General features: G+C 74.2%; 23 protein-coding genes and 1 pseudogene. 12 read left to right on the forward strand and 12 right to left on the reverse strand.

Going from position 1 to position 24,444, the window contains the following annotated elements; translation table 11 throughout:
* From VGH76_RS18575 to VGH76_RS18600, 5 genes are all read left to right on the forward strand, one after another.
* Positions 1–1,466, forward strand: a 1,466-nt coding sequence (locus VGH76_RS18575; protein WP_414637756.1) for a transketolase-like TK C-terminal-containing protein, incomplete at its 5' end; no start/stop codon positions are given.
* 24 nt (positions 1,467–1,490) lie between these two features.
* Entirely contained in the window at positions 1,491–2,855 is a 1,365-nt protein-coding gene (locus VGH76_RS18580) for a 2-oxo acid dehydrogenase subunit E2 (RefSeq protein ID WP_331558200.1), read from the forward strand.
* A 47-nt stretch (positions 2,856–2,902) separates the two neighbouring features.
* The gene (gene lpdA / locus VGH76_RS18590) at positions 2,903–4,777 is read left to right on the forward strand and encodes a dihydrolipoyl dehydrogenase (protein ID WP_349257493.1); all 1,875 of its coding nucleotides are present in this window, start codon (positions 2,903–2,905) and stop codon (positions 4,775–4,777) included.
* A 1-nt stretch (position 4,778) separates the two neighbouring features.
* Entirely contained in the window at positions 4,779–5,267 is a 489-nt protein-coding gene (locus VGH76_RS18595) for a class I SAM-dependent methyltransferase (RefSeq protein ID WP_331558201.1), read from the forward strand.
* Between the two features lie 65 nt (positions 5,268–5,332).
* Positions 5,333–6,166: an SAM-dependent methyltransferase gene (locus tag VGH76_RS18600; protein WP_331558202.1), complete on the forward strand. Its 834-nt coding sequence runs from the start codon at positions 5,333–5,335 to the stop codon at positions 6,164–6,166.
* A 6-nt stretch (positions 6,167–6,172) separates the two neighbouring features.
* Here the strand turns inward: VGH76_RS18600 and VGH76_RS18605 are convergent, their stop codons facing one another.
* Positions 6,173–8,899: a helix-turn-helix transcriptional regulator gene (locus tag VGH76_RS18605; RefSeq protein ID WP_331558203.1), complete on the reverse strand. Its 2,727-nt coding sequence runs from the start codon at positions 8,897–8,899 to the stop codon at positions 6,173–6,175.
* 177 nt (positions 8,900–9,076) lie between these two features.
* Here VGH76_RS18605 and VGH76_RS18610 point away from each other — a divergent pair, with 177 nt between their 5' ends.
* Entirely contained in the window at positions 9,077–9,490 is a 414-nt protein-coding gene (locus tag VGH76_RS18610; RefSeq protein ID WP_331558204.1) for an ester cyclase, read from the forward strand.
* Between the two features lie 119 nt (positions 9,491–9,609).
* A complete protein-coding gene (locus tag VGH76_RS18615) occupies positions 9,610–9,792 on the forward strand; it encodes a DUF7455 domain-containing protein (protein ID WP_331558205.1) in 183 nt (60 codons plus the stop codon).
* A gap of 12 nt (positions 9,793–9,804) precedes the next feature.
* On the opposite strand, the gene VGH76_RS18620 is transcribed toward VGH76_RS18615, so the two are convergent.
* The 3 genes from VGH76_RS18620 to ctaD form a co-directional block, all read right to left on the reverse strand.
* Positions 9,805–11,232 carry a wax ester/triacylglycerol synthase domain-containing protein gene (locus tag VGH76_RS18620; protein ID WP_331558206.1) on the reverse strand — a complete coding sequence of 476 codons (1,428 nt, stop codon included), beginning with the start codon at positions 11,230–11,232 and terminating at the stop codon, positions 9,805–9,807.
* Between the two features lie 72 nt (positions 11,233–11,304).
* Complete coding sequence (locus VGH76_RS18625; RefSeq protein WP_331558207.1) at positions 11,305–11,601, reverse strand: DUF3040 domain-containing protein; 297 nt, start codon at positions 11,599–11,601, stop codon at positions 11,305–11,307.
* A gap of 23 nt (positions 11,602–11,624) precedes the next feature.
* Positions 11,625–13,388 (reverse strand): cytochrome c oxidase subunit I, encoded by a 1,764-nt coding sequence (ctaD, locus tag VGH76_RS18630; protein WP_331558208.1) that lies wholly within the window; start codon positions 13,386–13,388, stop codon positions 11,625–11,627.
* Positions 13,389–13,580: 192 nt separating this feature from the next.
* Here ctaD and VGH76_RS18635 point away from each other — a divergent pair, with 192 nt between their 5' ends.
* From VGH76_RS18635 to VGH76_RS18645, 3 genes are all read left to right on the forward strand, one after another.
* Positions 13,581–13,955 carry an adenylate/guanylate cyclase domain-containing protein gene (locus VGH76_RS18635; RefSeq protein WP_331558209.1) on the forward strand — a complete coding sequence of 125 codons (375 nt, stop codon included), beginning with the start codon at positions 13,581–13,583 and terminating at the stop codon, positions 13,953–13,955.
* Positions 13,956–14,430: 475 nt separating this feature from the next.
* Positions 14,431–15,312, forward strand: coding sequence for an NmrA family NAD(P)-binding protein (locus VGH76_RS18640; RefSeq protein ID WP_331558210.1), 882 nt, complete (start codon positions 14,431–14,433; stop codon positions 15,310–15,312).
* A 52-nt stretch (positions 15,313–15,364) separates the two neighbouring features.
* Positions 15,365–16,003, forward strand: a complete 639-nt coding sequence (locus VGH76_RS18645; RefSeq protein WP_331558211.1) for a hypothetical protein — start codon at positions 15,365–15,367, stop codon at positions 16,001–16,003.
* Positions 16,004–16,058: 55 nt separating this feature from the next.
* Here the strand turns inward: VGH76_RS18645 and VGH76_RS18650 are convergent, their stop codons facing one another.
* From VGH76_RS18650 to VGH76_RS18665, 4 genes are all read right to left on the reverse strand, one after another.
* Positions 16,059–16,829: a maleylpyruvate isomerase family mycothiol-dependent enzyme gene (locus VGH76_RS18650; RefSeq protein WP_331558212.1), complete on the reverse strand. Its 771-nt coding sequence runs from the start codon at positions 16,827–16,829 to the stop codon at positions 16,059–16,061.
* Positions 16,826–17,557 (reverse strand): hypothetical protein, encoded by a 732-nt coding sequence (locus tag VGH76_RS18655; protein ID WP_331558213.1) that lies wholly within the window; start codon positions 17,555–17,557, stop codon positions 16,826–16,828. The genes VGH76_RS18650 and VGH76_RS18655 overlap by 4 nt, the downstream gene beginning before the upstream one ends.
* 66 nt (positions 17,558–17,623) lie before the next feature.
* Positions 17,624–20,542, reverse strand: coding sequence for a helix-turn-helix transcriptional regulator (locus VGH76_RS18660; protein ID WP_331558214.1), 2,919 nt, complete (start codon positions 20,540–20,542; stop codon positions 17,624–17,626).
* 63 nt (positions 20,543–20,605) lie between these two features.
* The gene (locus VGH76_RS18665) at positions 20,606–21,391 is read right to left on the reverse strand and encodes a helix-turn-helix transcriptional regulator (protein WP_331558215.1); all 786 of its coding nucleotides are present in this window, start codon (positions 21,389–21,391) and stop codon (positions 20,606–20,608) included.
* Between the two features lie 122 nt (positions 21,392–21,513).
* Between VGH76_RS18665 and VGH76_RS18670 the strand changes: the two genes are divergently transcribed.
* A complete protein-coding gene (locus VGH76_RS18670) occupies positions 21,514–21,876 on the forward strand; it encodes a nuclear transport factor 2 family protein (RefSeq protein WP_331558216.1) in 363 nt (120 codons plus the stop codon).
* Positions 21,877–22,034: 158 nt separating this feature from the next.
* Here the strand turns inward: VGH76_RS18670 and VGH76_RS18675 are convergent, their stop codons facing one another.
* The 3 genes and pseudogenes from VGH76_RS18675 to VGH76_RS18685 form a co-directional block, all read right to left on the reverse strand.
* The gene (locus tag VGH76_RS18675) at positions 22,035–22,352 is read right to left on the reverse strand and encodes a hypothetical protein (protein WP_331558217.1); all 318 of its coding nucleotides are present in this window, start codon (positions 22,350–22,352) and stop codon (positions 22,035–22,037) included.
* A 100-nt stretch (positions 22,353–22,452) separates the two neighbouring features.
* Positions 22,453–22,833, reverse strand: a complete 381-nt coding sequence (locus VGH76_RS18680) for an AI-2E family transporter (protein ID WP_331558220.1) — start codon at positions 22,831–22,833, stop codon at positions 22,453–22,455.
* A 163-nt stretch (positions 22,834–22,996) separates the two neighbouring features.
* Positions 22,997–23,545 (reverse strand): annotated as a pseudogene (locus tag VGH76_RS18685) (AI-2E family transporter); the annotation flags it as partial.
* Positions 23,546–23,580: 35 nt separating this feature from the next.
* Here VGH76_RS18685 and VGH76_RS18690 point away from each other — a divergent pair.
* On the forward strand, positions 23,581–24,252 hold the full coding sequence (locus VGH76_RS18690) for a GAP family protein (protein WP_331558218.1): 672 nt from the start codon (positions 23,581–23,583) through the stop codon (positions 24,250–24,252).
* A 52-nt stretch (positions 24,253–24,304) separates the two neighbouring features.
* Here VGH76_RS18690 and VGH76_RS18695 read toward each other — a convergent pair.
* Positions 24,305–24,444, reverse strand: a 140-nt coding sequence (locus tag VGH76_RS18695; RefSeq protein WP_331558221.1) for a helix-turn-helix domain-containing protein, incomplete at its 5' end; no start/stop codon positions are given.

Below are 24,444 nucleotides of genomic sequence, written 5' to 3' on the forward strand. Positions count from 1 at the left end.
TGCCCGTCGCCGACGCCGACGTCGACGAGCTGCCGTATCTGCACCTCGGGGACGAGGAAGCGGCCTACCTGCACAGCCACCGGGAGGCGCTGGGCGGCTCGCTCCCGGCGCGGCGACGGCGCTCGGAGTCGCTCGAGGTCCCCGACGTCTCGGCGTTCGGGGCGCAGCTCGCCGGGTCCGGGGACCGCCGGATCTCGACGACGATGGCGTTCGTCCGGGTGCTGAACACGCTGCTGCGGGACAAGAAGATCGGCAAGCGGGTCGTCCCGATCGTGCCCGACGAGTCCCGGACCTTCGGCATGGAGGGGATGTTCCGGCAGTTCGGGATCTACTCCCGGGTCGGTCAGCTCTACACGCCCGAGGACGAGGGCCAGCTGATGTCCTACCGCGAGGCGCAGAACGGGCAGATGCTGCAGGAGGGCATCAACGAGCTGGGCGCGATGTCGTCGTGGATCGCCGCGGCCACCGCGTACTCGACCTCCGACGTCCCGATGATCCCGTTCTACATCTACTACTCGATGTTCGGGTTCCAGCGGGTCGGCGACCTCGCGTGGGCGGCCGGGGACCTGCGGGCGCGGGGCTTCCTGCTCGGCGGGACGGCGGGGCGCACGACGCTCAACGGCGAGGGGCTGCAGCACGAGGACGGCCACTCGCAGTTGTTCTCGGCGGTGATCCCGAACTGTGTGTCCTACGACCCGACCTTCGCCCACGAGGTCGCGGTGATCGTCGCCGACGGGCTGCGCCGGATGTACGTCGAGCAGGAGGACGTCTTCTACTACCTGACCCTGATGAACGAGAACTACCCCCACCCCGCGATGCCCGGACTCGGCACCGAGGACGAGGAGACGGTGCGGGAGGGGATCGTCCGGGGGCTCTACCTGCTGGCCGAGGGCTCCCCGGCGGTGAAGCCGGGGGCGCGGCGGTCGCGCGCCAAGGCAGGCTCATCCTCCACGCGGGCCGAGAAGCCGCGGGTGCAGCTGATGGGGTCGGGGACGATCCTGCGCGAGGTGATGGCATCCGCCGAGATGCTCGAGTCCGACTGGGGCGTCGTCGCCGACGTGTGGAGCGCGCCCAGCTTCACCGAGCTGCGCCGCGACGGCATGGACACCGAGCGGTGGAACATGCTGCACCCGACGTCGGAGCCGAGGCAGTCGTGGGTCGAGCAGCAGCTCGCCGGGCGACCCCCGGGCCCGGTGGTGGCGGCGAGCGACTACATGCGCGCCTTCCCCGACCAGATCCGGGCCTGGGTGGTGGGGCGCCGCTTCGAGGTGCTCGGCACCGACGGGTTCGGTCGGTCGGACTACCGCCGGGCGCTGCGCGACTTCTTCGAGGTCGACCGCCGCTACGTGACCATCGCCGCGCTCTCGGCGCTGGCCCGCGACGGCGTCGTCGAGACCTCGGTGGTCGCCGACGCGATCGCCAAGTACGAGATCGACCCGGAACGTCCGGCCCCGGCCCACGCCTGAGAACCGATCGGAGACCCCCTTCAGATGTCGGCTCCCGCTGCTACCCAGGTCGCCGTCCCGGACATCGGCGACTTCTCCGACGTCCCGATCATCGAGGTCCACGTCTCGCCCGGGGACGTCGTGGCCGTCGACGACCCGTTGCTGACCCTCGAATCGGACAAGGCGACGATGGACGTGCCCTCGTCGCATGCCGGGCTCGTCACCGAGGTGCTGGTCTCGGTGGGCGACACCGTCAGTCAGGGCACGCCGGTGATCGTGCTCGACTCGGGGGAGGGTGAGCCGGCCGAGGACGCGCCGAGCGCCCCCGCCCCGGACGGCGGCCGGGCAGCCGCCGACGCCGAGGCGACCGCACAGGAACCGGCGACGGAGACCCCGGGCGGGAACGGGACGGCCGCGCCCCCGTCGTCGGGAGCGCCGTCGTCGGGGGCGCCGTCGTCGGGAGCGCCGTCGTCGGGAGCGTCCTCGGAGCTGCCGGCGCACGCCGGGCCGAGCGTTCGCAAGCTGGCCCGGGAGTTCGGCGTCGACCTCGGGAGCATCCCGGCGACCGGGCCGAAGGGGCGGATCACGAAGTCCGATCTGCTGTCCTTCGTGCGGGGTGGCGACGGGGCGGCGGCGCCGGCCGCGCCCGCGGCGGCGGCACCGTCGGGGGGCTCCGGTATCCCCGAGGTGCCGGCGCAGGACTTCTCGGTGTTCGGTCCCGTCGAGACCCAGCCGCTCTCGCGGATCACCCGGATCTCGGGCCCGGCACTGCACCGCTCGTGGCTCAACGTCCCGCACGTCACGCACAACGACGACGCCGACATCACCGGGATCGACGCCTACCGCAAGGAGCTCGACACCGCGGCGAAGGCCGAGGGGTACCGGGTCACGCTGCTCGCGTTCCTCATGAAGGCCGCGGTCTCGGCGCTCAAGGCGTTCCCGACGGTGAACGCCTCGCTGACCCCCGAGAAGGACGCGCTGATCCTCAAGCGCTACTACCACCTCGGGGTCGCTGTCGACACGCCCGGCGGGCTCGTCGTGCCGGTGGTCCGCGACGTGGACCGCAAGGGCATCGTGGAGCTGTCGAAGGAGCTGGGGGAGGTGTCGGCGCGGGCGCGCGACGGCAAGCTCACCGCCGACGACATGCGCGGCGCGAGCTTCACGATCTCCTCGCTCGGCGGGATCGGTGGCACCGCGTTCACCCCGATCGTCAACGCGCCCGAGGTCGCGATCCTCGGCGTCGTGCGCTCGCGGGTGGCGCCGGTGTGGAACGGCTCGGAGTTCGAGCCGCGGACCCTGCTACCGCTGTGTCTCTCCTACGACCACCGCGTCATCGACGGCGCCCTGGCCGCTCGCTTCACCCGTCACCTCGCGCACGTGATGGGTGACGAGCGGCGGTTGCTCCTGTAGGTGGGCGGAGCCCTCGTGAGCACCTTCCGGGGCTATAGCCCCGGAAAGTGCTCACGAGCGCGCAGCGCACCCTTCCCGAACTGACCAAGGAGATCTGCATGGCCGGCGAGACCGTGGTCGAGGTCCCCGACATCGGGGACTTCACCGACGTGCCCGTCATCGAGGTGCACGTGACGGCGGGCAGCGAGGTCGCGCTCGACGAGCCGCTGCTGACCCTCGAGTCGGACAAGGCGACGATGGACGTGCCGGCCGAGGTCGCCGGGACGGTCACCGAGGTGCGGGTCGCGGTCGGCGACCGGGTCTCGCGGGGGACCCCGATCCTCGTCCTGACCCCGGCCGAGGACGCCGCCGCCGCGCCGGCCACCCCGGCGCCCACCCAGAAGACCTCCACCGCCGGCACGCCCTCGGCGGCGGCGCACCCGGGCGCGCCGGCCTCGGCCTCACCCGGGACGGCGCCGGCGGCCCCCGCGTCCGACGGGGCAGAGGACCGCCACGTCGGGCTGCTGGTGCTCGGCGCCGGGCCCGGCGGCTACACCGCGGCGTTCCGGGCCGCCGACCTCGGGCTCGACGTCATGATCGTCGACGGCCGCGACACCCTCGGCGGGGTCTGCCTCAACGTCGGCTGCATCCCGTCGAAGGCGCTGCTGCACGCCGCGAAGGTGATCGCCGAGACCAAGGAGATGGCCGAGCACGGCCTGTCCTTCGGCGCCCCGAGCATCGACCTGGACCGACTGCGCTCCTGGAAGGACGGCGTCGTCGGGAAGCTCGTCGGCGGCCTGGCCGGCCTGGCGAAGCAGCGCAAGGTCGCGACGCTGCAGGGGACCGGCCGATTCCTCTCCCCGCACCGCGTCGAGGTCACGACGACGGACGGGTCGCGCACCGTCGTCGGGTTCGACCAGGCGATCGTCGCGGCGGGGTCGGAGCCGGTGCGGCTGCCGTTCGTCCCGCACGACGACCCGCGGGTGCTCGACTCGACCTCGGCGCTCGACCTGGCCGAGGTGCCGGAGCGGCTGCTGGTCCTCGGCGGCGGGATCATCGGGCTGGAGATGGCCACCGTGTACGCCGAGCTCGGCTCCAGGATCACGGTGGTCGAGCTGATGGACCAGCTCATCCCCGGCGCGGACAAGGACCTCATCAAGCCGCTGGCGAAGCACATCGGCTCCCGCTACGAGAACATCTACCTCTCCACCAAGGTCACCGACGTGAAGGCCGCCGATGACGGCCTCGTGGTCAGCTTCGAGGGCGCAGCCGGAGGGAAGAACGCGGCCCCGGAGACCGACACGTTCGACGCCGTCCTCGTCGCCGTCGGGCGCGTCCCCAACGGCAACGTGCTCGGCCTCGACGCCGCCGGGGTCGCGGTCACCGACCGCGGGTTCGTCCCCGTCGACGCGCAGCAGCGCACGAACGTCTCCCACGTGTTCGCCATCGGCGACGTGATCGGGCAGCCGATGCTGGCCCACAAGGCCGTGCACGAGGGCAAGGTCGCCGCCGAGGTCGCCGCCGGGAAGCCCAGCGCCTTCGACGCCCGCGTCATCCCCTCGGTGGCCTACACCGACCCCGAGGTGGCCTGGGCGGGGGTCACCGAGACCGAGGCCAAGGCCCAGGGCCTGTCCTACGGCACCGGGACGTTCCCGTGGGCGGCGTCGGGGCGGTCGCTGTCGCTGGGCCGCTCCGAGGGCTCCACCAAGCTCCTCTTCGACACCGAGACCGACCGCATCATCGGCGCCGGCATCGTCGGCCCGTCGGCCGGAGACCTCATCGCCGAGGCCGCGCTGGCCATCGAGATGGGCGCCGACGCCGCCGACATCGGGCTGACGATCCACCCGCACCCGACCCTGTCCGAGACCGTCGGGATGGCCGCCGAGGCGTTCGAGGGCACCCTCACCGACCTGTACCTGCCGAAGAAGAAGGCGAGGTCCTGACATGCGCCCGGCCTCGCCGGGAGCACCGACGGCACCGCTGCGGTCCTACATCTTCGACGATTCCGCGACGGTCGCGTACCAGCGCCTGGACCTGATGTCGAGGATTCTCGACCCCTGGACCCGTGGCCATCTCGAGGGAGTCGGCGTCCGGCCCGGCTGGCACTGTCTGGAACTGGGCGGCGGCACCGGCAGCATCGCCGAGTGGCTCTGCGCGGAGGTCGGGTCGCCGGGGAGCGTCACCTCGCTCGACATCGACACGACGCTGCTCGACCTGGTCCCGGCGCAGAACCTCACCGTGCGGCGCGCGGACGCCCGGACCGACACCCTGCCGGCCGGGACATACGACCTGGTGACCTGTCGAGCCTTCCCCGGACTTCAGCCCTGCCCCCACGACGGAGCCCCCGGTGTAGTCGCGCTGCTCGACGACCCCGACCAGTGGCTGCAGTGCTGGATGATGACCACGGTCTGCGCGCGGAAGGAGCAGGCGTGACGGCGCGGGGCACCGGATAGGGTGGGCCGTCCGCCGATCCCGACCCCGTGATGAGGACCGATTTGATGGCCGCCCCGAAGACCGGAGACGGTCGCACGCCCGTCCAGATCGACACGACCAAGGCGAGCATCGCCCGCGTGTACGACTACGCCCTGGGCGGCAAGGACCACTACGAGGCCGACCGCCAGACGATCGAGGCGGTCCGCAAGGTCGCTCCCGAGGTCCAGCTGCTCGCCGTCGACAACCGCGCCTTCCTGGTCCGGGCGCTGCGGTTCCTCGCCAGCCAGACCGACGTCGTCCAGTACCTCGACTGCGGCTCCGGTCTGCCCACGGCCGACAACACCCATCAGGTGGTGCAGCGGCTGCGGCCGGAGTCGCGCGTGGTCTACGTCGACAACGACCCGTCGGTCGTCGTGCACGGACGGGCCCTGCTCGAGGACAACGAACAGACGATCTTCAGCCCGGCCGACATCTTCACCCCGAGCAGCGTCCTCACCGACCCGGGCGTCCGCGGGTTCCTGGACTTCGACGAGCCGATCGTGCTCATCCAGAACGGCACGCTGCACCACTACGACGACCCGGCGCGTTCGCCGCAGGACATCATGGCGGAGTACGTCGAGGCCCTGCCCTCCGGCTCCTACGTGGTGGCGGCGCACTTCTACGACCCCGAGGACGACGACAGCGCACTTGCCCGCCGGATGGAGGAGGTCTTCGTCCACAGCCCCATGGGCAGCGGCCGGTTCCGGACGATGGCCGAGATCGAGGGGCTCTTCCCCGGCCTCGAGATGGTCGAACCCGGCGTCGCGGTCTGCGCCACGTGGTGGCCGGACGGTCCCCTCGTGAAGCCGCTGGCGCCCGCGCAGCGCTGTATCGCGGGCGGGGTCGGCCGCAAGCCCTGATCCGGCTCAGAGGCCCCGGCGCACCGCGAGCGCGGCCAGCTCGGCGCGCGAGGTCAGGTCGAGCTTGGTGAAGATGCGCCGCAGGTGGGTGCGCACGGTGCCGGTGCCGATGAGCAGCTGGTCGGCGATGGCCTGGTTGCGCAGGCCCTGCGCGGCCAGGGCGACGACGTCGCGCTCGGTCGGGGTCAGGCTGTCCCAGCCGCTGCTCGGGCGGCCGCGCGCGCCGCGGGCACGACGCGCGTAGGCGACCGCGTCGTCGAGCTCCAGGGTGGCGCCCTCCGCGCGGGACCGGGCGAGCCCGTCGTCGGCGAGGACCACCCGGCCGACGGCGTCGACGAGCGGGCGGGTCAGGGGCGACGGGACGTAGCCGCGGCGGTCGCGGGCGTGGGCGGCGGCGGCGTGCAGCCGTGCGGCGTCCTTGACCCGACCGGCGTCGAGGGCGAGGGCCGCCACGACGTCGAGCGCGTCGACCACGAGCGGGGCGTAGCCCGCGGTGTGGGCGGCGGCCAGGACGTCGTGCGCCTCCGCGAGCACGTCGCCCGCCCCGACCTCCCCGACAACCCCGGCCTCCCCGGTCGCGCGGTGCAGCGCGACGCACCGTGCCAGCCCGGCCGCGAGGGACACGTCCAGGGCGCCCGCCGTACGTGCCCGGGTCCGGGCGCGGTCGGCGGCAGCCAGGGCCCGCACCGGGTCGCCCGCGGCCAGCGCGGCGACGGCCGCCAGTGCGCCGGCCTCGGCGGCCACCAGCGACAGTCCGCCCTGCTCGGCCCCGCCCACCAGCGCCGTCAGGAGGTCGCCGGCGGTCGCGGGGGAGGACCACACCGCGGTGTGGGCGCGGCAGAGCTCCAGGATCTCGGTGGTGCCCAACCCGGGGTGCTCGTCGAGGAACGCGGCGTGCCGCGTCGTCAGCCGGGCCCCCTCGGCGTGGTCCCCGGTGCGGCACAACATGCGGACGACGGGGGCGAGGGCACCGGTCGCGCTCACCGGTTCGCCGACCGTGACCGCGAGCGTCCAGCCGGCCCGGCCGTGGTGGCGGGTGGCGTCGACGTCCCCGCGCAGGCGGGAGTCCTCCGCGCGGATGGCGGCATCCCACGCCCGCAGCTGGTGGTGCCCGAGCTCGCCGAGAGCGGGGAGGGCCGCGTCGGCGCAGGCAACGGCGGCCGCGTGGTCACCGCGCCACAGATGGGTGTAGGCCAGCACCTGGAGCGCCTCGACCTCCCCCCACCGGTCGCCCGCACCCCGGGCGAGCTCGACGGCCGCCTCGACCGCCGGCGCGGCCGCGGCCGGGTCGTCGAAGGCCTGGGCCATCCCCAGCAGGATCAGGGCGCGCGCCCGCACGTCGTCGGTCGCGCCGGCGTCCTCGGCGAGCGCGGCGGCCAGCCCGAGCCCGCCGACCAGGTCGCCGGCGTAGACGGCGTGGAAGGCGTGCGCCCACCGCAGGCGCGGCCCCGGACCACGCCCGGCGTCCATGAAGGCTTCGGCCAGGCGGGCCGCCGCCTCCAGGGCCTCCCGGCAGCGTCCCCGCAGCGACCACCAGAAGGCGAGATCGGCGACGACGCCGGCGGCCACCTCCAGCCCCCGGTCGCCACGGCCGGGCTCCGGGGTGCACGCGTGGGCGAGCACCGTCCGGACCGCCGCCGCGTCCCGGTCGAGGCGGGCCAGCACGTCGAGGTCGGCGCGCTCGAGCGCCGGCCGCGCCGTGGCGGCGAGGTCGGCCACCCACCGGGTCAGGCGGGCCCCGGCGCGCCGCGCTTCGTCGGGCACCGCGTCCCGGGCGTGGGCCCGCACCGTCTCGAGGACGAGGTAGGTCCCCTCCTCGGGCAGGAAGCGGATCAGCGAGTGGTCGACGAGCTCCTCGAGCACGGTCACGGCGTCGGTCCCGTCCTGCCCGGCCGGGGACGGCCCGATCACCGCGACCGCCGCCTCCAGCGTGCAGCGACCCTCGACGACGGCGAGGGCGGCCAGCGCCGCGCGGGCCCGGCCGCCGAGCAGGGTCGTGCTCCACGCGAGGCACGCCTGCAGCGAGTGGTGGCGGGCGTCGCGGCCCACCCCGGACCGGGCGGCGACGAAGGAGAGCCGGTCGGTCATGCCGGCCTCGATTGCGGCCAGCGGCAGGCCCCGAGCGCGGGCCGCGGCGAGCTCCACGGCCAGCGGCAGCCCGTCCAGGGCCCGGACGATGCGCCGCACCCGCGCGTCGGCCTCGTCGCCGTCGGGCAGCGCGGGCTGCGCCCGCCGGGCGCGGTCGAGGAACAGGACGGCCGCCTCGTCGTCGGGGAGCCCGTCGACGGCCAGGGTCGTCTCGCCGGGGACACCCAGCGACACGCGGCTGGTGGCCACCACCCGCAGCCCGGGGCACGCGCCGGTCAGCTCGACCACGCGGCGGGCCGCGGCCTCGCGGACGTGCTCACAGTTGTCGAGCACCAGGACCGCCCCACGGTCCCCGACGCGGTGGGCGAACCGGTCGGGCGGGGAGAGCGCCGGGTCGTCCCGGATGCCGCAGGCGTCGAGCACGACCGACCACAGGTCGTCCTCCGGCGCGCACCCCGCCAGCTCCACGACGCCCACGACGGCGGCGGGCATCCCGGGCAGCGCCTCGGTCACCAGCCGCGTCTTGCCGCCGCCCCCCGGCCCGACGACCGTCACCAGCTGCTCGAGCGCCGCGCGCCGGTGCAGCTCGGCGAGCTCCGCCGTCCGTCCCACGAATGCCGTCCGCGACCGCACCCCCTCGGTCATGGGCCGAGCGTGCTCCACCGAGCGTGATCACGCCACCCGCCGAACAGTTGGTGGCAGACCGCCCGGCGGCGTCGTCGTCACGTCCCGTATGCCGCTGGGCAGATGTTGTCCCCGCCCGCGACGGCCAGGGTGGACCCGTACCGGGCCGTCCGGCCCGGACGGAGCGAGGAGGACGTCATGGCCGATCTGGTGGAGCTCACGACAGCGGCGTGGAACGACCGCGACCGCGACGCGTACCGGGACTGCTACACGGAGGACTGCGAGCTGGTGGCTCCGGGCACGGACCTCGGCGGCGGCCGGGCGGCACTCCTGCGGTTCTACGACGAGACGATGGCGGCCTTCCCCGACAACGCGATCACCGTCGAGCGGGTGGTCGCGCAGGGCGACCTGCTGGTCGAGGAGTCGCGCCTCGAGGCCACCCACACCGGCCCGATCCCCGGGCCCGACGGGACCCCGATCCCCGCCACCGGCCGGACCCTGTCGCTGCCCCTCGCCGGCATCCACCGGGTGGACGGCGAGCGCATCACCAGCTCGCACTTCTACTGGGACGTCTTCGACATGCTCGGCCAGCTCGGTCTCCTCGAGCAGTAGCGGCGACCGGGGGCCAGCCCCCGGTCGGCCCGGGGGCGCGCACCATGTCGGGCGCGGCGGTCCCGCGACAGGCTCGGACTCCCACACGGAGAACCGTCCCGAGCCCCGAGGAGCGCACCATGTTCGACACCATCACGGCACCCCGACCCACCGAGCGGGTCGCCTGTGACCGCTGCGGGGCGGCGGGCCGCTACGTCGCCACCCTGCCGGGAGGAGGCGAGCTGGTCTTCTGCGGCCACCACGACCGGGTGCACCGCGCCGGTCTCCAGGCCGCCGGAGCGTGGTCGCGGCCGCTCGGGTGAGCCCGGGCCCCCTCAGGGGGCGAGGGTGAGCACCTCGGCGAACCCATCGGCGAGGTCCTCGGCGAAGCCGTCGAGGTCGGTGAACGAGGCGGCGTCGAGGTTGGCGGCCACACAGCAGGTCTCGCCGTGGGTGAGCATGGAGATCATCGCCGCGCAGCCGGGCAGCGGCGCGAAGGGATAGCTGCGGAGGATCCGTGCCCCGGCGAGGTACACCTCCCCCCGCAGGCCCGGGACGTTGCTGGCCTGCAGGTCGTTGCTCCGGGTGGCGCCGCCCCCGAGCCGGGCGGTGACGGCGCCGGGCAGCCGCGCGAGCAGCGGCGTCACGATCTCGATGCTCTCCAGCGCGGGCTCGGCGAGCGCGGCCCGGACGCGCCGGTGGACGTCGGCGACCCGGGCGGCCGGGTCGACGATGCCGACCGGCGCCGAGAGGCGGGCGGGCGCGAAGTGGTTGCCCCCGGCCTCGTGCTCCGCGCGCCGGACCGAGACCGGCAGGGTCACGGGCATGAGGCGTGACGGTGGCACCGGGTCGCCGCACCGGTCGCAGTAACGGCGGAACGCCGCGAGCAGCGACGCCAGGTAGGCGTCGTTGACGGAGCCGCCGGCCGCCTTCCCGGCCGCGCGCAGCGTCTCGAACGGCACGTCGAGGGTCCGGAAGCGCCATGAGGGGCTGCGCCGGGCGAGCACCGGGAGCGGTGGCGCCGGTGGCGGTGAGAGGACCCGGACGGCGGAGGTGAGGTAGGCCAGGGCGTCACGGGCGGCGTGGTCGGGGCGCACCAGGGACCGCGCGGCCTCGAGCGCCCCCCACGCGGCGCCGCCCAGCAGGGCGAGGTCACCGCTGACCTGGCGCACGACCTCGCGGGACAGCCCGCCCGGCTCGACCGTCGGCGGGGGCGGCTGGGGCTTGTCAGGGGTGGGCTCGCGCGTGCGGGAGTGCAACCCGGCCAGGAGTTGCGCGAGGCCCATGCCGTCGGAGAGGACGTGGCTGAGCTTGAACAGCAGCGCCGCGCCGCCGTCGGGCAGCCCGCCCACGAGCGTCGCCTCCCACAGCGGACGCGACGGGTCGAGCGGGGTCATCGCGCCCTGCTCGGCGAGGGCGAACAGGTCCGCGGGCCCCGCGCCGTCGTGCAGCCGGAGCCGGCGCAGGTGGTAGTGCAGGTCGAAGTCGGGGTCGAGGGTCCAGTGCGGGGTCCCGGCCCCGAGGAACGGGGTGACGATCCGCTCCCGCATCCGCGGGACCACCCGGGAGGCCCAGTCGGTGGCCGCGACGAGCCGCTCCCAGTCCGGCTCGAGGTCCAGGGTCTCGACGATGACGACGGTCGAGCGCATGCGCGGATCCACCTCGACGCGCCACATCAGGGCCTCGAAGCCGGTCAGCTCCTCCGAACGCGACCACAGCAACCGCCCGTCGGGGCTGCGCGGCGGTGTGGGATCGATGGTCACCCGGGCGCCCTCCAGGACCGTGGTGGATCAGCCTCGCAGGCCGACGCCGTGCGCGTCGAGGGCCGCCGCCCCTCAATCGCGGTGCTCGGCGCCGCCGGACGTGGCGGCCTTGATGGTCGCCGCGACGAGCAGGCCCGCGCCGACGACGATCGCGAGCAACGGGCCCACCGACAAGGTGAGCAGCGCCGCGATCAGGGCGATCGCGAGCAGGTAGGCGCCGAGCTCGACGAGCTGGGAGCGGCTCGCGCGCTCCCCGCGACGGACGGGGTCGCGCAGCGGGTCGGGCCCGCTGCGGGTGAGGTCCTGGGCGAGGGCGCGCAGCACCCGGGCCTCGTCGGGGGACAGCGGTGGGGCTCGGTGGTGGGACATCTCGTGGCCTTCCCGGCGGTGGCTCACCGGTTGCGGGGGTCGCTGCCCGGCAGGTGCTCCTGCCCGGTGACCCCGGCGGCGGCCTCACCGATGCTGGCTTTGTGGCCCCCGCTCCCGACGTGCGACTCCAGACGGATGCGCTCGGTGAGGTGCGGGTAGTGCAGCTCGAACGCGGGCCGCTCGGATCGGATGCGGGGCAGTTCGGTGAAGTTGTGCCGCGGCGGCGGGCACGAGGTGGCCCACTCCAGCGAGTTGCCGTGGCCCCAGGGGTCGTCGACCGTGACCGGCCGCCCGTAGCGGTAGCTGGCGAAGGCGTTCCAGATGAACGGCAGCGTCGACGCGCCGAGGACGAAGGCGCCGATGGTCGAGATCGTGTTGAGCGTGGTGAACCCGTCGGAGGGCAGGTAGTCCGCGTAGCGCCGGGGCATGCCCTCGTTGCCCAGCCAGTGCTGCACCAGGAACGTGGTGTGGAACCCGATGAACGTGGTCCAGAAGTGGAACTTCCCGAGCCGCTCGTTCATCATCCGGCCGGTCATCTTCGGGAACCAGAAGTAGATGCCGGCGTAGGTCGCGAACACGATCGTGCCGAACAGCACGTAGTGGAAGTGCGCCACCACGAAGTAGGTGTCGGAGACGTGGAAGTCAAGCGGGGGGCTGGCGAGCAGCACGCCGGTCAGCCCGCCGAACAGGAACGTCACCAGGAAGCCGACCGCGAACAGCATCGGCGTCTCGAACGTCAGCTGGCCGCGCCACATCGTGCCGATCCAGTTGAAGAACTTGATCCCCGTGGGCACCGCGATGAGGAACGTGGTGAAGGAGAAGAACGGCAGCAGCACCGCGCCGGTGGCGTACATGTGGTGCGCCCACACCGCGATGGACAGGGCGCCGATGGCGAGCGTCGCGTAGATCAGGGTCTTGTAGCCGAACAACGGTTTGCGGCTGAACACCGGGAAGATCTCGGTGACGATGCCGAAGAAGGGCAGCGCGACGATGTAGACCTCGGGGTGGCCGAAGAACCAGAACAGGTGCTGCCAGAGGATCGCGCCACCGTTGGCGGGGTCGAAGATGTGCGCGCCGAGGTGGCGGTCGGCCTCGAGCGCGAGCAGCGCCGAGGTCAGGATCGGGAAGGCGAACAGGACCAGGATCGCCGTGACGAGGATGTTCCAGGTGAAGATCGGCATCCGGAACATGGTCATGCCGGGCGCGCGCAGGCAGACGATCGTCGTGGTGAAGTTGACCGCGCCGAGGATGGTCCCGAGTCCGGCCACCACGAGGCCGACGTCCCAGACGTCGAAGCCCAACCCGGGGGAGAAGCCGATGTCCGAGAGCGGCGTGTAGGCGAACCAGCCCGCCGAGGCGGCGCCCCCGGGGAACACGAACCCCGAGATCACGATCAGGCCGCCGAAGAGGAACAGCCAGTACGAGAAGGCGTTCAGCCGCGGGAACGCGACGTCGGGGGCACCGATCTGCAGCGGCACGATGTAGTTCGCGAAGCCGAACAGGATCGGCGTCGCGTAGAGCAGCAGCATGATCGTGCCGTGCATGGTGAACAGCTGGTCGTACTGGTCGACCGAGAGGATCTGCAGGCCCGGCCGGGCGAGCTCGGCGCGCATCAGCAGCGCCATCAGGCCGCCGATCATGAAGAACGCGAACGAGGTGACCAGGTAGAGGATCGCGATGTCCTTGGGGTCGGTGGTGCGCAACATGTGCGCGAAGGCCGACCCCGGCCGCGATCGGCGGGCCGGGTAGGGCCGCGTGGTGATCGGTTCCGGCGCGATGGCGACCACGACGTCACCTTCTTCGTCCCCGAGGGCGGATACTGCATTCCGCGACGCACCGCGGCCGCCTACGCTGACTCTCGTCGACGCGCGGAGTGTGCGCTGTATCACGGTGCACCCGTCGGTGCCCGGTGACAAGGCACCGCCGCCGCGAACCGGGCGCCGGTGCGTCTGCGGCCCTTCCTCGCTGGACTGCACGCCGTGATCCCCGAGCCGCCGCGGCCCGCCGAGCGACGGTTGGTCCAGGTGGTGTCCGTCGACCTCGTCGGGTTCACCTCGCTGGTCGAGGACCTCGACGCCGAGGACGTGGCGCTGCTCCAGGAGCACTACTTCGCGCTGGTGGCGGCCGCGGGCGGGCAGGTCGAGAAGTACATCGGCGACGCCGTCCTCGCCACCTTCGGGCTGCCGGTGCTGCGTCCCGACGACGCCTGGGCCGCGGTCCGCGCCGGGCTCGCGGTCGTCGAGTCCCTCGCCGGGCTGGAGAGCAGGCTCGGCCTGACGGCCGGGACGGTGCGCGCGCGGGTCGGGGTGCACACCGGCGAGGTCGTGGTCACCTGGGCCGCCGACGGGACCTGACGGCTCTCCGGCGACGTCGTCAACACCGCGGCGCGCCTGCAGACCGCCGCCGAGCCCGGCACCGTCGTCGTCGGGCCGGACACCGCGCTCGCCGTCGAGGGCGCGCTCGACCTCGTCCCGCTCGGGGAGGTCGAGCTCAAGGGCACGGCGGAGCGGGTCGGCGCCTGGCGGGTTGTGGGCGGTCCGGGTGCGGGCGGACGAGCCCGGCTACGCCCCGGTCGCCGCGCTGCTCCGCGCCGGTGGCGCCGAGACCGACGACCCTCACCGACCGCCTCGCCCACCACGGCCACACCGGCCCGCGGGCGGCGCTGGCGGCCGCGCCAGGCACCCCTGGCCGACGCCGGCTGAACGCGGCGGCGACCGGAGGCGCCGAGAGGACGCTCGTGCACGCAGTACCGCCCCGTGCGGGTGCACGAGCGTCTCCTCGATCACCGACCGGCGTGTGGGACGGCCCCCGCTGGGCACCCTGACGGCCATGAGCTCCCCCGTCGTGCCCGCACCGTCCTTCGCCGTCACCGGCGCCACCGGCCACCTCGGCCGCCTGGCCGTGGACGCCCTGCTGCGTCGCGGCGTGCCCGCCGGCAACGTCTTCGCCCTGGTCCGCGACCCGGAGAAGGCCAAGGACCTGGCCGACCTCGGCGTGGGGATCCGCGAGGCCGACTACGACCGTCCCGACACGCTCGGCCCGGCGCTCGAGGGCATCGAGCGCCTGCTGCTCGTCTCCAGCCCGGACTCCGACAACGCCGTCCGCCAGCACACCGCGGTGATCGACGCCGCGGACGCGGCCGACGTCGGCATGGTCGTCTACACCAGCGTGATCCACGCCGACGAGACCGAGCTCGTCCTCGCCCCGAAGCACACCGAGACCGAGGACGTCCTGCAGGGCTCGGGCCTGCCGTTCGCGGTGGCCCGCAACGGCTGGTACACCGAGAACTACACCGCTCGGCTCGACGACTTCCTCGCCGCCGGAGAGATCGTCGGGGCCGCCGGCGACGGCCGCATCTCCGCCGCCACCCGCGCCGACTACGCCGAGGCCGCCGTCTCGCTGCTCACCGGCGACATCGCCGACCAGCAGGGCTACTGGGAGCTCGGCGGGCCCTCGTTCACGCTCTCCGAGCTCGCCGAGACGATCACCGGCGTCACCGGCACCACCGTCACCTACCGGGACCTGTCCGTCGAGGAGTTCGCCGACCACCTCGCCGGGGCCGGCATGGACCGGGCGACCGCGGAGTTCGTCGCCGCCCTCGACGGCTCCGCCGCGCGCGGCGAGCTGGAGACCGACAGCCCGGCGCTGGAGAACCTGCTGGGTCGGGCGCCGACGCCGCTGGTCGACGCGGTGCGCGCCGCGCGGGTGTAGCTCCGGCACCCCGGTGCGGGACACCCGGGGCGATTTCTGGACGATGGTGACCATGACGTCGTCGTCCGGGCGGGCGGCCCGCTCCGAGTCCCGCGGTCGGTTCCGGCAGCTGGCGGCCATGGTGGCCGACAACCGGCCGTGGCGGATGGTGCTGGGGATGCGCAGCGCCCTCGCCGCGGTGCTGGCCACCAGCGCCTACCTGGTGATCACCTCGACGGTGTGGCAGCTCGCGAGCACGCTGAGCTGGACGAAGCTCGTGATCACGATGGTCGCGGCGATCGCGATGATGGTCGTCTGGATCATCGGCGCCCACGACCTGTGGCGCCGTCCGTCGCAGCTGAGTGAGGACGAGGACGCCGCGCTGCTCAACGCCTCCACCGTCCTCACGCTGCTCGTCGGGGTGCTGACGATGGCGGCGACGGTGTTCGCGTTCAACATCGTCGCGACGGTCTTCTTCCTCGAGCCGCCGGTGTTCGCCACCGACGCGTCCACCCCGGAGGGCGCGTCCGACCACGTCCGGCTGGCCTGGTTGGCGACGGCCTTCGGGACGGTCGCCGGGGCCCTCGGGTCGGGCCTGGACAGCGACGCGGCGGTGGTGGCGTCGACCTACAGCGACGACGAGCAGCGGCGTCGGGAGCGCTCGAGCGTGGGCGAGGGTCAGTCGCGCGACGAGCGCACGTCCGGCCGCTGAGCCGCCCCCGCCACCGCCGCGAGGCGGGCGGCGCTCGCCTCCATGTTCGCGTGCATCAGAACGGCACCTCCTGGGCGAGCAGACCCTCGCCGGGCAGCCGGCCGGCGAGGGTCCGGCAGAACTCGACGGCGTCGATGGTCAGGTCCCGGCCACCCTCGCCGTGCACGAACCGACCCCCGGCGGGCCCCGTCAGCGCCAGGGAGAACGGCTGCCCGTGACGACGCGCCCACTCCGCGACCACGTCGGCGACGATCCGGCCGTCGTGGTCGGCGGTGAGCTCGAGCGGGCGGCCGGTGGCGGTGGCGACGTCGACCCGGTGCATCCAGGTGTCGCGGGTGAGGATCACGTCGAGGATGAAGGCGAACCGCCAGGTCTCGGTGGTGCCGTCGCGGAGCTCGTTGGGCATCGGGAGGACGCGCAACAGCCGCCGGCTCCCGCGCCACCGGGCCTGCAGCGGGCCGGCCGCGCCCATCCGGCTGATCAGCTCGCCGGTCGTCAGCGAGGCGTTGGCGCGGACCTGGCGGGCGGTCATCGTGTCGATGAAGGTCGTGCCCTTCTCCTGCGCCCGGCCGGCGCCGATCATGGTCTTGGCCATGAGCGGCAGGCTCGTGAACGTCTCGGTCATGCCGAGCACGTGACCGGCGAGCGCCCGGACGTCCCACGCGGTGCAGTCGGTGGGCCGGGCCCAGTCCGGTCGGCGCAGGTCGCGGAGCTGGGCGACCATCCGCGAGGTCTCGGTGCGGGCCAGCTCGACGGTCTCGGGCCGGGCGGTCGGGCGGTGATCCTCGACGCGGGTCACGTCGCCGCGCGCCTCGTCGGTCGTCACGCCGCCACCCCCTGCGCCATGCGCGCCTCGTAGGCGTCGGCGAGCCCGCGCAGCGCGGCGGCGCCGTCGCCGGCGAAGGCCGGGCCGTGCATGAGGGCCAGGGTGCGGGGCTCGAGGTCGGCGAGCCGGCGCAGCGTCGGGGCGGTGGACCCGGTGAGCGCCGTCGCGCCGAACATCTCCTCGGCCGCCATGGCCGGGGTGACCAGGTCGGCGTCGTGCACGAGGGCCGGGCCGTCGCCGACCTGGGTGAAGAGGTCCCCGCAGAGCAGCGTGCGGGTGGTCTCGTCGAACAGGACCTGCGCCTCCCACCCGTGGGGCACGTGGGGGGTGAGCAGCGCGCGCATGTGGTGCCCGCCGAGCTGGTAGGTGCCGTCGTCGATCATGTGCTGCGGCGGCCGGTCGGCCAGGTCGTCGACCGAGACCATGCAGCCGAGCTCGTTGAAGACGACCTCGGCGCCGGGGGCGGCCTCGAGCCAGGCGTTCATTGCGCCGCACTCGTCGGACTCGACGTGGCCGAAGGAGAGCCACCGCAGCCGCTCGACCGGCATGACCCGGCCGACCGCCTCCGCGACCAGCGGGAACAGCCGCCGCGGCCCGAGGTGGAAGAGCATCGGCTCGTCGGCGTCGACGAGGTACTGGTTGAAGGTGAACCCGCCGGGGACGGCGTCGGGGACGCAGGTCGAGAGGCGGTACACCCCCTCGGCGATCTCGTGCACTGATGTCTGCATGCGACGAGCCTGGCGCGGGCCGGGGTGCGGGGGATCGGTCGCGGTACCCCCACACAGCGCCGCGGCTCACCCATCCAGGACCCCGTGCGCCCGGGCGAGGTCCCCGAGGGCCCCGCGGGTCCGCACTCCGGTGCGGTCGAACAGGCTGCTCAGGTGCCGCTCGACGGTCTTGGTCGAGAGGTGAAGCGACGCCCCGATCTCCCGGGTGGATCGTCCGTGCGCGACGAGCTTGAGCACGTCGAGCTCGCGACCGGTGACGCCGAGGGCGCGCAGCGGGACCGGGACGTCGGACGTGCCCGGACCCCGGCGCGCGACGGGGGCGCCGGTCGCGGCGAGCATGGTGCGGCAGCGCCGGGCGGTGCGCTCGTGCCCGGTGCCGGTGAAGAAGGCCTCGCACCGTCGCAGCCACCCGGCCGGGTCGCCCCAGCCGTCACGGATGGCGGCGCTCGCCACGAGGACCTGTTGCGAGTGGAGCACACCGGCGCCGAGGGGTGCCGCCCAGAGCGTCGCGTGTGCGGTCGCCATGAGTGCTGCGGCGCCCTCGGCGTCTCCCTGCCGCCCGAGGGCGATGGCGTCGACGATCGTCAGGGTCTCGGTGAAGACCGGGAGCCGGATGGCCTGGGTCGCCGCGGCGAGCTCGGCGCGGGCCGCGGCGCCGTGGTCGTCGTCGTGGATCGCGTGCACGGTGGCCCACAGCACCCGCCCGGGGAAGATCGACTTCATGGGGGGCGCGACCCGGACGTGCTCCATCATGGCGTCGAGCAGACCCGGCAGGGAGTCGAGATCGTCGGCGACGACGGAGCGTGTGGCCAGGACCCTGCCGTAGAGATCGCCGAGGATCCGCGGGTCGTCCGGATCGGGGGCCAGCGCCGCGTCGAGGGCGGCCTGCATGGCAGCGTCGTCGCCGGCCAGCGCGTGGCCCCCGGCGAGCCAGAGGTGGGCGACCGGCCCGGTCGCCAGGCCGTAACGGTGGCTGGCCTCGACGCAGGCACGCGCCCCGGCGAGACAGCCGTCCCGGTCGAAGTTCGACAGCCCGACGTCGGCGAGGCTCAGATCCATCACCGCAACGGTCGTGAGGGCGCCGTAGCGCTGCGCGAGCTCACGGGTCTCCCCGAGCGCCCTCGGGTCGCGTCGTCCCCAGTCGACCAGGGCGAGCTCGTGGCGGGCGCGGAGGTGGCGCTCGGCGAGCCCGTGGCGTTCCGCGACATCGGAGGCGCGCTGCAACCACGGGATCGCCGCCTCGACCCCGTCGACGGCCGCGGTCCGGCCGAGCACCTCGAGGGCCTCGCACTCGACGGCGGGCTGATCGGTGTCGGCGCCTGCCGCGCAGGCCGCGCGAGCGAGCTCCGCTGCCTCCCCGAGTCGGCCCTCCTCGAGCGCGACGTGCGCGGCCACGGCACCGATCCGGGCCCCCCGTGCGACGTCGTCGGCGGCGACCGACCGGGCGCCCGCCAGGTGCTCGCCCGCGGTCGCGGTGTCGCCGGCGGTCAGCGCGGCCCGGGCCAGGACGACGAGCAGGTCCGCCCGCCGACCCGGCTCGTCCCCGAGCCGGTCGGCAGCGGCCCGCCCGACGGCGAGCGCGTCCCCGGGTTTCCCCGCCGCCACGAGGATCCGGACGAGGACCTCGTCGCCCGCGAGTGCGGCCGCGCCGTCGGGTGGGGCGAGCCGGCGGGCGCGGCGCGCCGTCGCCTCGGACGTGGTGAGGGCGCCGCTGTCGAGGGCCCGGCGGGCGCTCTCGACGAGGCGGTCCGCCGCCTCCTCGGGGGCCCCGGCCGCCTCGGCGAGCTCGGCGGCCAGCTCGCACAGCGTGCCGGGCAGCCCGGGGTGGGCCCGCTCGATGGCGGGCCAGGCCCGGGTGGCGAGGTGGTGCCGGTCGGGCGGGAGGAGGTCGGCGAGCACGGCCTCTCGGGTCAGGGCGTGCCGGAAGGAGAACTCCTGGCCCTCGACGACGACGAGCTGCTCGGTGACGGCCGCGCGCAGCGCCTCCACGACGTCGCGCCCGTCGATCTCGGCGATCCCCGGCAGGAGCTGCCAGTCGAACCGGCGGCCGAGCACGGCGGCGGCGTCCACCACCCGGCGGGCCGTCGCGTCGAGCGCGGCGAGCCGGCGCCGGATCGACTCCCGCAGGCTCACGGGCACCGTCGGGACCAGGTCGCCGTCCCGGCGCCACCCGCCGTCGTGGGTGAGGGCCCCCGAGGAGACGAGCCCGGCGAGCAGCTCCTCGACGAGGAACGGGCTGCCCTCGCTGTGGGTGCGGACGAACGCGGTGAGGTCGGGCGGTGCGGCGGCGGTCCGCAGGCAGGCGGCCACCATGCGGTCGACGTCCGGCCCGGACAGCGGCGTCACGGGGATCCGGGCACGCGGGTCGCGGAGGGCCAGCCGACCGACGAGCTCGGCGGCCGGGCCCTCGGGGCGCGTCGTGGCCAGGCACAGCACCGGGCCGTCGCGGAGGGCGTCGGCGAGGTAGTCCAGGGCGTCGAGGGTCTCGGGGTCGGACCAGTGGAGGTCCTCGAGGACGAGGAGGCAGCCGTGGTCCCGGCCGAGCAGTCCCAGCACCCGGGCCACGCCCTCGGCGAGCAGGACCGGGGAGTCGTCTGCGCTGGTCATGGCCCCGGACCGCCAGGCCGGCACGATGCGGCCGAGGTGTCCGTGGAAGCCCGCGAGCTCCGGGCCGTCGACCGCGGGTCCGGCGCGGGAGGCGGCCAGCAGGGCCTCGGCGAGGGGGCGGTAGGCGACCGGCTGCACGCTGGGCACGGCGCGCCCGGACAGGACCGTCGATCCCGCCGCACGGGCCGCGGCGGTGGCCTCGGCGACCAGGCGGGACTTGCCCGCCCCGGCTTCGCCGACGAGGACGACCATCCCGCCCTTGCCGTCCCGGGCCGCCGTCGTCCGCTCCCGCAGCGCCGCGGCCTCGAGGTCGCGACCGATCAGCTCCTCGCACACCAACGGAGGCGGCCCGTCCGCGACCTGCAGCCCGCCGGTCATCCGACCCCCCGAGAAGCGTCGCGACCCGACGATAGTCGCCTCCCAGGGGCACGTACACGCTCGTCAGGAGCCGGTGCGCCAGCGGCCCAGCAGGTCCCGGGTGGCGGCGTCGGCGGGCACGAAGGTCTCGATCGAGAGCTCGTCGAGGGTGACGTCCCACGCGGCGCCGAAGTGGGTGATCGTCGAGTAGAGCCGCAGGTCGCCGTCGGGGTGGGCCAGGTGCAGCGGTAGCACCACGTGCTCGTCGCGCGACGAGGGCCCGGCGTCGGGGACGTAGGTGCGGACCTCGGCGAGCAGCGCCGCCAGCTTCGGGTCGCCCGTGAGGTCGGTGAGGCGCTCGAGGCGGTGCACGAGGTGGTTCGCCCACTGGGCGAGGTTGCGGATGTGGGGTGCCAGGGCTCCGGGGTGCAGGCTCAGCCGGTAGACGTTGACCGGCGGCGCGGACCAGGCCGGGTCGAGCATGCCCAGCAGTGGCCCGACGGCGCGGTTGCTCATCACCACGTCGCCGCCGCGGTCGATCACCAGCGCGGGGAACGGCTCGTGCCCGGCGAGCAGGTGGCCCAGCGCCTCCCGGACCGCCTCGAGGCCTGCCGAGTCGAGGGTGGACTCGCCGTAGATCGGCGCGTACCCGGCCGCGAGGAGCAGGGCGTTCCGCTCGCGCAGCGGCACCTCGAGGTGGTCGGCGAGGTCGAGGAGCAGCTCGCGGCTGGCGCGCGAGCGCCCGGTCTCGACGAAGCTGAGGTGCCGGGTGGACACCCCGACGTCGAGCGCGAGGTCCATCTGGCTGCGGCGCCGGCGGGTCCGCCAGCCCCGCAGCAGTTCGCCGGGCGACGCCACCGTGGAGGTCATGCCCCAGGACGGTAGGGCGGGCGGGCGCCCCCGATCCATGACCTCGGAGGTCATCGACGCGGCTACCTCTGGCGGGCCAGCGTGGTCCGCACTCGATCAGACCCGATCACCAGGAGGACATCATGACCGAGTTCGCCGACGTCGCGCAGCGCTACATCGCGGCGTGGAACGAGACCGACCCGCAGGCCCGGGCGGACCGGGTGAGCGCGCTGTGGGCGGCCGAGGGCAGCTACGTCGACCCGCTCGCCGACGTGCGGGGCCGCGAGCAGATCGCGTCGCTCATCGCCGGGGTGCAGGACCAGTTCCCGGGCTTCGTGTTCCGGCTACACGGCGACGTCGACGGTCACCACCGCCAGGCCCGCTTCTCCTGGGAGCTCGGCCCGTCGGAGGGCGACGCGCCGGTGGCCGGCTCCGACGTGGTGACGCTGGACGACGAGGGCCGGATCACGAGTGTGCTGGGGTTCCTCGACCGGGTCCCGGCCTGAGACGGGGTCCGCTGGTTGACCGAAGGGGCCCTTCGCTCGGTCTATCCGAGCGAAGGGCCCCTTCGGTCGATTCCGTCGGCGTGCGGGCGTTCCGTCGAGGGGCGCCCACGGCCGGTTCTACCGACCGAAGGTGCCCTTCGCTCAGAACCGCGGACCGCTCAGTTCTGCGCGGCGATCCCGTTGCTGCAGCCCTTGGCGTTGGTGCCGCTGTTGCCGCTGTGCTCGGCCTTCGAGAGCAGCGGGATGCCGAGGCCGAGGTCCTGCACGGGGACCTGGACGCCCACGGCGTTGACCGGGACGTCGTTGTTGCACAGGTCGCCGGTGGTGTTCGGCGCGAAGTCGCTCGAGTTGACCAGGCCCTCCTGGTAGGTGGGGCCGTCGGTGCCATGGTCGTTCGCGAGGGCCATGCCGGCGGTCGAGACCATGCCGGTCGAGATCATGGCCGCCGCGAGGACGGTCGTGCGGAGGGTCGCCATCGGTGGCGGGTCCTTCCTCGTGGGGGAGCCCAGCCGCGCGGGACGACGTCCTCCGCGGCCGTTGGATGACGTGCCGACAACCTGGAGATCCGCTCCGGGGTCACGGCTCCGGCGGCTCCTTCACCACAACGAGTGGCGCGGGATCCGGGGCCTGGGCGGGGCACGCGGCGAGCAGGCTCGACACCCACGACGCGGTGGGATCGGCGTCGACGAGGACGGCCTTCACCAGCAACGTCAGGGGCACGGCGAGCACCGCGCCCAGTGGCCCCAGCATCCACGCCCAGAACCCGAGGGAGAGGAACACGACAGTGAGCGATAGGCCGACGGCGTCCCCGATGTAGCGCGGCTGGACCAGCGAGCAGAGCACGAAGTTGACGACGACGTAGATCACGACGACGAGCACCAGGCGTGACCATCCACCCTCGAGCAGGGCGAGGACCGCGGGCGGGACGATCCCGATGAAGAAGCCGACGTAGGGGATGTAGGAACCGCCGCGTGCCCGCCGCGAACCGCTCCAGCGCGGCCGCGGTGTGCGGACGTGCGGCCGCGAGGACGTGCAGCTTGGCGCGGAACCCGCCGGACTCGATCGTCAGGAACAGCATCACCGACAGCAGGAACACGACGTTCCCGGCCAGGCCGGCCACCCCCGAGAGCACGGTCGCGAGCACCCCGATCACCCGACCGAGATCGAGGGAAGCGGCGAGCTCGGCCAGCGGGAGGGTGCCGATCCCGTACTCACGCAGCAGCGCGAACAGCGACCCGAGCAGCACGGCGGCCTCGCCGCGGTAGGTCGGCAGCACCGTGGCCAGCCGCGCCACGGAGGCGACGATTCCGCCCGCCAGGACCAGCACGACGGCGTAGACCAACACCACCAGGACGATCCCGGCCGCCCACCGCGGGAGCCCGCGCCGCTGGAGCCACCCGTGGACCGGCCGCACCGTGATCACCACGACGAGCGCCAGCATGACCGGCGCGATCAGCCACGCGGTCGCGCGCACGCCGGCTGCCACGGCCACCGCGGCGGCCACCCCGACGAGGAGCACGACCGCGCGCGGGAGGGGTACGCCCCGACCCGTCGAGCCCACGGTCTCGTCGCCGACCACCCGTGCCGCCTCCTCACGAGCCCACCGGAGCTGCCCCCGGGACGGTCCGCGCGCTCGGTACGTTATCGCCGGAGAATCCGGCCCAACCACGGGTCCCGCACGGTCCCGGGCGAGGAAGGCGCGTGATGAGCACCGAAGCCGCGCTGCTCGGCCTGGTCAGCGCGCTGCGTGCCACCCCGCTCGCGGTGATCTACGGGCTGCTGCTCGCGCCGCGGCCCGCGCGGCTGCTGCTGGCCTACGTCGTGGCCGGCCTCGTCGTGAGCCTGGCGGTGGGGATCGCGATCATCGCCGGGCTCCACGCGAGCTCCCTGGGCGGCGGTGACGGCACGGTGAGGCAGGTGATCGACCTGGGTCTCGGGCTCGCCGCGTTGGCCTACGCCGTCGCGTCCGTGCTCGGGTGGGCCCCGCCGTGGCTCGGGACGCGGGAGCCGCGTCGCCGGTCGTGGACCGCACGGCTGCGCAACCCGTCGACCCTGCTCGCGGCGACGGCGGGCGCCGTCACCAACCTGCCGGGCGTGTTCTACCTCGCCGGGCTGGTCGCCATCGTGCAGACCGGGCCGACCTGGACGAATGCGCTGTTCCAGGTCGTCGTCTACAACCTGCTCCGCTTCCTGGTGCCGGTCGGGGCGCTGCTCTGCGTCGTGGTGGACCCGCAGCGCACCCGGCGTCTCGTCGACGACGTCCGCGCCTGGGGGACCCGGCACAGCAGGCACCTGACGATCGCCCTCGCCGCCGTCGTCGGGCTCTACCTGGCGATCAAGGGGCTCTCCGGCCTCCTGGGTGCCGGAGGCACGTGAGCACTAAATCCGTCGTATAGGGCGGAATAGTGCTCACCTGCGCGCAGCGCACCTAGAACCCCGCCGAACCACGCCGGGTCAGCCCGGCCGGGTCGAGCACGACGATGCGGCCGCGCCGCAGTTCGAGCAGCCCGTCCGCGGCCACGGCCCGCAGGACGCGGTTCACCGTGGCCCGGCTCGCCCCGGCGTTGG

This window comes from Actinomycetospora sp., assembly GCF_036497585.1.
Lineage (GTDB): Bacteria > Actinomycetota > Actinomycetes > Mycobacteriales > Pseudonocardiaceae > Actinomycetospora.